Annotated in this window: 4 protein-coding genes; all 4 read right to left on the bottom strand. The window is 44.3% G+C overall.

Annotated elements, in window-relative coordinates; translation table 11 throughout:
* Window positions 1–197: aldehyde dehydrogenase family protein (locus AS194_RS01450; protein WP_058023718.1), on the bottom strand; the 197-nt coding region annotated here is incomplete at its 3' end.
* Window positions 198–317: 120 nt separating this feature from the next.
* Window positions 318–542, bottom strand: coding sequence for an agmatine deiminase family protein (locus AS194_RS13995; RefSeq protein WP_058023719.1), 225 nt, complete (start codon window positions 540–542; stop codon window positions 318–320).
* 67 nt (window positions 543–609) lie between these two features.
* A complete protein-coding gene (locus AS194_RS01460) occupies window positions 610–1986 on the bottom strand; it encodes a glycosyltransferase (protein ID WP_083499562.1) in 1377 nt (458 codons plus the stop codon).
* A 152-nt stretch (window positions 1987–2138) separates the two neighbouring features.
* Window positions 2139–3011 carry a TIGR03915 family putative DNA repair protein gene (locus tag AS194_RS01465; RefSeq protein ID WP_058023720.1) on the bottom strand — a complete coding sequence of 291 codons (873 nt, stop codon included), beginning with the start codon at window positions 3009–3011 and terminating at the stop codon, window positions 2139–2141.
* Between the last annotated feature and the right edge of the window lie 190 nt (window positions 3012–3201).

Raw genomic sequence — 3201 nt, forward strand, 5'->3', positions numbered from 1 at the left:
AGCTCGTCTTGACGTTCCAGATAGCTATCGGCAATTTTATGCAGTAGTGCACTGCGCTCACTCAATGAGACTTGACGCCAGTCTTGATAGGCGTTGTCAGCCTGCTCGATGACTTGCTGGATGTCTTGTTCAGTGGCGGTAGGGTAAGTGGCTTCTAGTTCGCCAGTGGCTGGATTGTTGATTTGATAATCGCTCATATTTTTTCCTTATTTTTAGCGTGTTTTTGGGTTTAAAATCCATTTTTGGGTTTATGCTTATACTTTCAGTTGCTAATAAGTGCGATTTATTATGGTTCATTCTATGCCAAGCGGCGTGTTTTAGAGTGACGCTTTGGTTACAGGTTGTTGCTGGGTAATACAATGAATATTACCGCCGCCATAGACAATCTCTTTTGTGCGTACTCCCACTACTTGATGCTGCGGAAAGATTTTTTCAAAGTGCACATACACCAATGACTTATTAGGCTCGTGTTCTGTAACTTTAAACTGAATACTCATCTTAATACAGATTGAAAATGCCACTTCCATTGCTGGAAATGGCATTTTTTTGCTTAATATATCTCATCATGACTGAGATTAGCTCCTGCACAGATAGAGGTAGGCAGTCAGCTTATGACTTTTGATCAGCGTCAGGTGCTTCTGATTTGATATCTACTTTTGTTGTTTCTTCTACTTTTATTTCATCTTCTATTTCTGGCGATTCCGCTTTACTTGCTTTTTCTTTGATCAATTTGACTTTTGGGCGTTTGGGGATGGGTTCGACATGTTTGACCGCCGCACCAAAGGCAGGTTTATAGGTTTTTTTAAGGCTTCTTTTGATTCTTCGTACGGCGAGCGCATCGGCCTCAGCCTGTTCTTCTGCCAGCGCAGTAACGTACAATCCTTGGTATACCGCGATTGTCTTTTCGATCATCTCACGCATGGTGAATTTGTTGGTCATCTCAGGTCGCGTCACACTTTCTAATTGATTGCGCACCGCTTTACATAACGAGTTGGCATTGTGTTCTTTTACCAAACCTTGCGGATAGAGCGGTTGTAAGATTTCGCTAAAGGCGGCTTTATCCCAGCCAATGACAGGTGTGCCCAAATGAATCGCTTGCAGGGCATTAATGCCGATCGATTCTGGCTCATTGGCAAGTGCCATAACGATATTGGCCGCTGAGAGCCATTCACGCATGTCATTACGCTTGCTACCCACATAAGTAATGCGCTCAGCCAACCCCAGACTGTGAGTACGTTGACGAAAGTCTTCATGAGCGACATCACCATCTTTATAATCATCGTCCATAATGATGACATGAATATTGGGAAATTGCTCTTGTAGATTGCCCAAGATATCAATCAGCCACTCTTGACCATACTCATTGCCAATGACCGTTGGAAATACGAGCCACTTCTTGTGCTCAAGCTCAGGATATTCCGCAAAGGTATGACGCAACCAATAGACCGATGGATTGTGCCGATAAGGATAGCGCCGAGTATCGATGCCGCGGTAGATACGCGTGATGACTTTCGGATCGACCTCTTCACGGCGTAGGCCTTTTTTTAGGTATTGGGTGACACTATCAGATACAGTGATAATTGTATCGACATTGAGTAGGGCTTGAGAGTATTTATTGATGGGATAAAACCCATACATGGTTGAGACCAGCTTTGGGAAACGTTTCACGCGCGCACGGCGCAATGCTAAATGTAATATCCATGCAGGGGTGCGCGAATGTACATGAATGACATCAGGCTCATACTTCTCAATCAAATGCCGCAGTGCTGAGACTTGCAGCAATGACAGCCACGATTTTTTGTTCATGTGGACTTGATGATAGTGATTGCCATCACGCTTGAGCCGTCTGACCAAGTCATTGCTCTCATCAGCGCTAGAAACAATGATCGAGGTATGCCCGTTTTTGACCAGTGCGCGCCCAAGATGAAAAATACCGCGCTCGGATTCATCATGCTTCAAAGACGACAGTAGGCGCATCACTTTCATAATAACATAGGTCACAGGTTAGGAGGATCAAGCTGCTATTGTCAGTTAAAAGCGCATAAAACTCAACCATCAAGATAAAAGATGGCGTCAGATATGTGGCTTTCCAGCAGATATGAGCATAATTCTCTTGGCTCAAAACTACTCAAATGTATTTAGCGGCGTTTTTGTAGATGCTCAGCGTTGGGCAATACTTGTTTTTCACTGAAGTATTTCCAATATCGCTGCGGTAGATATTGCCTGTGTAGCTTGGGATTTTTGCGCTCCTTGATATTGACGTTGGTAAAGTAGCCTTGCCAAAACTTTTGATAACGCTGCTCATCAGGGCTATGAATGCTGGCAGGATTGCGTAGTACCGCATCATCGAGGTCGGTGATGGTTTGCAGGGGTGCAGGACGAGTAGGCGTGCTATTACTTTTATCATAATAAATGCCGTAGCCGCGTGTCAGATCATAAATCGCCCAGTGCTGATCTTGATAACGTTGGCGAAAATGCTCTCCGATTAGTGGCAAGACATTAAAATCAGGCTCGACCCGTGCAAAATAAATATCATCGTTCGTGTGCTCAAAACGTACAAAGGCCTCCATGCGATGCTTTTCACGGCCGACGGATTTGACCGTCTGTACCAGCTCTAACACATCCAAGTGACCAAGATCTTGCATAATGTGACGGCTAGGGTAGTCAATGGCATACTTAACCACACGAAACAAAGTGGTGCCGATATCGTCCTTTTCTGACAAAAACCCCCACAAAATATTGCGCATACCTGAGCGACCAAGCAAGCTATTGAGCTTTACCAGTACGCGCTCTGCATGGTCTTCATTGGTTGCAACACCAGTTGCTTGAGCAATCAAGGAAGGTATATAACAGTCTTGGGCGGTAAGTTTGAGTGAGGCATTGTCTTGCAATCGATTGGCATAGACATAAAACACTGCACTGAGCCAGCCCTCAAAGCTTGGCTCATACAGCACAATGCTGGGCGCTAACTGACCGATAGTATAATTGTCGTTTTGCACAAGTGCTGACATGGTTTATCCTGAAACGATGTGAAATGTATTTTGGCTCGTCATAAAATGTATGTAAGTATTGTCAAATGCTACTGGTGGATATTTTTCTTGCATGCTGTTCGCATCGCGTGACAGAGGCTGCAAAAAATATCACCAGTAGCGCTACCTTTTTATTTTATCGATTTTAGGGCGTGTTGAACATTCGACCATG

It is taken from the genome of Psychrobacter piscatorii (assembly GCF_001444505.1).
Classification (GTDB): domain Bacteria; phylum Pseudomonadota; class Gammaproteobacteria; order Pseudomonadales; family Moraxellaceae; genus Psychrobacter; species Psychrobacter piscatorii_B.

Bases quoted from the DNA above. Each gene is read 5' to 3' on its own strand.
- AS194_RS13995 (WP_058023719.1), bottom strand. From the start codon at position 542: ATGCCATTTCCAGCAATGGAAGTGGCATTTTCAATCTGTATTAAGATG.
- AS194_RS01460 (WP_083499562.1), bottom strand. From the start codon at position 1,986: ATGAAAGTGATGCGCCTACTGTCGTCTTTGAAGCATGATGAATCCGAG.
- AS194_RS01465 (WP_058023720.1), bottom strand. From the start codon at position 3,011: ATGTCAGCACTTGTGCAAAACGACAATTATACTATCGGTCAGTTAGCG.